4 protein-coding genes are annotated in these 4,374 nt (G+C 66.2%); 3 read left to right on the forward strand and 1 reads right to left on the reverse strand.

Annotation, left to right across the window (positions count from 1 at the left end; genetic code table 11):
• From metH to IT540_RS04045, 3 genes are all read left to right on the forward strand, one after another.
• Nucleotides 1-2,319, forward strand: a 2,319-nt coding sequence (gene metH / locus IT540_RS04035) for a methionine synthase (RefSeq protein ID WP_291173643.1), incomplete at its 5' end; no start/stop codon positions are given.
• A 54-nt stretch (nucleotides 2,320-2,373) separates the two neighbouring features.
• On the forward strand, nucleotides 2,374-2,733 hold the full coding sequence (locus IT540_RS04040; protein WP_291173646.1) for a hypothetical protein: 360 nt from the start codon (nucleotides 2,374-2,376) through the stop codon (nucleotides 2,731-2,733).
• 160 nt (nucleotides 2,734-2,893) lie between these two features.
• On the forward strand, nucleotides 2,894-3,250 hold the full coding sequence (locus IT540_RS04045; RefSeq protein WP_291173648.1) for a hypothetical protein: 357 nt from the start codon (nucleotides 2,894-2,896) through the stop codon (nucleotides 3,248-3,250).
• A gap of 641 nt (nucleotides 3,251-3,891) precedes the next feature.
• On the opposite strand, the gene IT540_RS04050 is transcribed toward IT540_RS04045, so the two are convergent.
• Nucleotides 3,892-4,374, reverse strand: a 483-nt coding sequence (locus IT540_RS04050) for an enoyl-CoA hydratase-related protein (protein WP_291173651.1), incomplete at its 5' end; no start/stop codon positions are given.

Below are 4,374 nucleotides of genomic sequence, written 5' to 3' on the forward strand. Positions count from 1 at the left end.
AAGGTGCTGCGCTACGGCGCCGCCGTCGTCGTCATGGCCTTCGACGAGCAGGGCCAGGCCGACACCATCGAGCGCAAGGTCGCCATATGCGAGCGCGCCTACAAGCTCTTGACCGAGAAGGTGGGCTTCCCGCCCGAGGACATCATCTTCGATCCCAACATCTTCGCCGTCGCCACCGGCATCGAGGAGCACAACGGCTACGGCATCGCCTTCATCGAGGCCGCGCGCCAGATCCGCGAGAAGATGCCGTTGACGCATATCTCGGGCGGCGTCTCGAACCTGTCGTTCGCCTTCCGCGGCAACGAGCCCGTGCGCGAGGCCATGCACTCGGTGTTCCTCTATCACGCCATCCGGGCGGGCATGGACATGGGCATCGTCAATGCCGGCCAGCTCACCCTTTACGACGACATCCCGGCGGAGCTGCGCGAGCTCGCCGAGGACGTGATCCTGAACCGCCGCCCCGATGCCACCGACCGCCTGCTGGACGCCGCACCGCGCTTCAAGGGCGAGGGCGGCGCCAAGGCCAAGGAGAAGGACCTCACCTGGCGCGAGGGCACTGTCGAGGAGCGCCTGACGCACGCGCTCGTGCACGGCATCACCGACTTCATCGAGGCCGATACCGAGGAGGCGCGCCAGAAGCTGCCGAAGCCGCTGCACGTCATCGAAGGCCCGCTGATGGCCGGCATGAACGTCGTCGGCGACCTGTTCGGCGCAGGCAAGATGTTCCTGCCGCAGGTCGTGAAGTCGGCGCGCGTGATGAAGCAGGCCGTCGCCTATCTGCAACCCTTCCTCGAAGAGGAGAAGCGGGCATCCGGCCTCGATCAGATGCCCGCTGCCGGAAAGGTCGTCATGGCGACCGTGAAAGGCGACGTGCACGACATCGGCAAGAACATCGTCGGTGTCGTACTTCAGTGCAACAACTACCAGGTCATCGACCTCGGCGTCATGGTGCCGGCCGCCAAGATCCTCGAGACCGCCAAGAAGGAGAAGGCCGACATCATCGGCCTCTCGGGCCTCATCACGCCGTCGCTCGACGAGATGTGCTTCGTCGCCGCCGAGATGGAGCGCGAGGGCTTTGCGGTGCCGCTCTTGATCGGCGGCGCCACGACCAGCCGCGTGCACACGGCTGTCAAGATCAGCCCCAACTACAGCCGCGGCCAGGCCATCTACGTGCTCGACGCGAGCCGCGCCGTGGGCGTGGTCTCGAACCTGCTGTCGGAAACGGAATCGAAGCCCTACGTCGACGGCATCAAGGCCGAGTACGTGAAAGTGCGCGAGGCCCACCTCGCCAACGAGGCGCGCAAGCAGCGCATCACGATCGCGGCGGCACGCGCCAACAAGTACGCCATCGACTGGGCCTCCTACACGCCGCCGAAGCCGAGCTTCCTCGGCACGCGCACGATCAGGGAGTTCGATCTGGCGGAACTGGTCCCCTACATCGACTGGACGCCGTTCTTCCAGACCTGGGAGCTGACCGGCCGCTATCCGGCCATCCTCGACGACAACAAGGTGGGCAGCGAGGCGCGCAAGCTCTTCGCCGACGCCCGCGCGCTGCTCGACCGCATCGTCGCCGAGAAATGGTACACGGCCAACGCCGTCGTCGGCTTCTGGCCCGCCAACAGCGTCGGCGACGACATCGCGCTCTTCACCGACGAGACGCGTGCGAAGGAGCGCGCCACATTCTTCACGCTGCGCCAGCAGATCGCCCGCGATCCCTCGCGCGACCGCGCGCACACGGCGCTCGCCGACTTCGTCGCGCCGCGGGAGACGGGGTTCGCCGACTATATCGGAGCCTTCGCGGTCACCGCGGGCCTCGGCGAGGAGGAGGCGATCAAGGCCCACATCAAGGCCACCGACGACTACAGCCGCATCATCGCCAAGGCGCTGGCCGATCGCTTGGCCGAGGCCTTCGCCGAGGCGCTGCATGCCAAGGTGCGGCGCGAGCTGTGGGGCTACGCCAGCGACGAGAAGCTCACGAACGACGAGCTGATCCTCGAGAAGTATCGCGGCATCCGTCCGGCGCCCGGCTATCCCGCCCAGCCGGACCACACCGAGAAGCGGACCATCTGGGAGCTGATGGACGTCGAGGCCGAGACTGGCATCGAGCTGACCGAGAGCTACGCCATGTGGCCGGGCGCCTCCGTCTCGGGCCTCTATTTCGCGCACCCCGACAGCCACTATTTCGGCGTCGGCAAGGTGGAGCGCGACCAGGTCGAGGACTACGCCCGCCGCAAGGGCTGGACGGTGGCCGAGGCCGAGCGCTGGCTCGCCCCCGTGCTCAACTACGATGCTGTCTCGGAACGGCGAAACGTGGCATGATCGGACCTGCGGCGCCGAGGCGTCCGCGTTCTGTGTGAGGATCGGGGAGGGGGAATGCCGTTCGTGAATCTCGCCGTGGCCCAGGCTGCAGCGGCGTGGATCGCCGCGCCGAACCTCGTCGGCATGGTCATGGACTACGGGCCCGCGTACTACTACGTGGTCGCGGCCGTCGGCGCCGTCATTGTCCTGATCGGCGCCTTCATCGGCTCGCGCATCACGAAGACGATCGCGCCTCCGTCCCTGCTGTCGCTCGTCGCCGCCGTATCCTTCGCCATCGTTGCCGCGGCGCTGGCCTTCGTGCTGCTCGGCCCGCAGGTGGGGCAGTCCGAGTTCGCGACGCACCTGTTCACGTTCGCTCCCGTCGGGGCTGCGATCGCCGGCTACTTCTTCGCATCGCCGCGCAGCGCCGCCTGAGCGCCCCCGCTCAATCCCTTGTTTCGCAACACGGATCTTCGTGCTAGATCGGACCCGCGCCGAAGCCGTTAAATTCGGCGCATGAATCATGCTCTAACCATCGGGCATTCGTCGGCGGGGTGGGGAAGACGGCCGGCGGCAACTGGGGGAGATCCTGCACATGCTCGGACGTCTCGTACTACTGCTGCTCCAGATCGTCATCGGCTGGTTCGGCGCCAACGCCATCATGGGATGGGTGGGGGGCAGCGTACCCGGCGCCTTCTCGATCTACGTGTTCGCCATCGTAGCGGCCATCGTCGTCTTCCTGGTCGGCATCATCGCGGCCCAGGTGCTGCAAGGCGTTTGGACGCCGGGCAGCGGCACGCTTTCAGCGGCGCTCGTCGTCGCCGTCATCGCGGCGCTGCTGTGGGAGTTCGGCCCGTCGCTGCCGTTGCTCTCGGAGATTCCGTGGGGCCGGGTGCCGGAGAGGTACGCCGTGCTCGCCGGCGCCATCCTCGGCTATCACGTGAAGCGGTAGACCATGATCGCTTCGGACCCTATCAGTCCGAAGCGTGAATCATCGGTCTCATCAAAAAAGGTCAGAGCGCGATCCCGGTTCAATCAAAGCTGATCGCGTTCTAGCCTATCGCATCTCCGAAAAGATCGAAGGCGCGGGACCAGGGGGACCCGCGCCTTCTTGTGCGGCCCGCTTACAGCGGATCGACTGAACCGTGACTGAAGTCGTTGGCGGAGCGACAGGGGGCGCTCAGACCATTCCGACCACGATTGCAGCGATGAAGCCGAACGAGATGAGTGTGGCAAGCACATTCAGTCGCATCGAGAGTTCCATCGTTGCCTCCTGCCGGGGGAGCCGGCTTCAGAGTTGGCCGGTGAACCCGGCTCGTTGGTCACGCTCATCGACGTACAGGGTGTCTCGTCGGGGCAGGGACCCCGGCCGAGAGCTAAAGATTAGGAAGCAATAAAGTTCCGTGCCAAGCGAAAAAGATCATGCGACGCAATATGTTTGTTGCCACGGCGCATGACCGGCGCCGATGTTCTTGCCTGAATTCCGGCGCGCTTTCGCGCGTGCTGCGATGCAAGCGCGGCCTATCGGAATTTTTTTCATAAGCTGCGGAATGCGCAGCGGAATGTACGGGACCGGCTCATCGTCCCTGGAACTCATCGTCCCTCGAACGCGGGCCGCCGCTTCTCGAGGAAGGCGCGCCGCCCCTCGGCGTAGTCGGCGCTGTCGAAGCAGGCCTTGACCGCCGCATCGAGCGCGCGCGTATCGGGATGCTCGGGATGGCGCACGAGCTCGTCGATGGTGAGCTTCGCCGCGCGCACCGTGAGCGGCGCGTTGGCGGCGATGTCGCTCGCGAGCGTCCGCACCGCCACCTCGAGGTTCTCGGTCTCGACCACCTCGTTGACGAGTCCGATGCGCAGCGCCTCGCTGACCGAGAAGCGCCGCCCGGTGAACAGCATTTCCTTGATGAAGGCGGGAGGCGCGAGCGCAAGCAGCGGCGGCACCCATCTCGGATTGTAGCCGAGGCCAAGCTTGGCGGCGGGAATGGCGAACTGCGCGCGCGGGTCGGCAAGCCTGAGGTCGGCGCAGGCGGCAATGCCGAGCCCGCCGCCGAGGCAGAAGCCGTGGATCATGGCGAT

The sequence above is a fragment of the Hyphomicrobium sp. genome (assembly GCF_020852195.1).
Classification (GTDB): Bacteria; Pseudomonadota; Alphaproteobacteria; order Rhizobiales; family Hyphomicrobiaceae; genus Hyphomicrobium_C.

Coding starts and splice junctions, on each gene's coding strand:
- IT540_RS04040 (WP_291173646.1), top strand. CDS start 2,374: ATGCCGTTCGTGAATCTCGCCGTGGCCCAGGCTGCAGCGGCGTGGATC.
- IT540_RS04045 (WP_291173648.1), top strand. CDS start 2,894: ATGCTCGGACGTCTCGTACTACTGCTGCTCCAGATCGTCATCGGCTGG.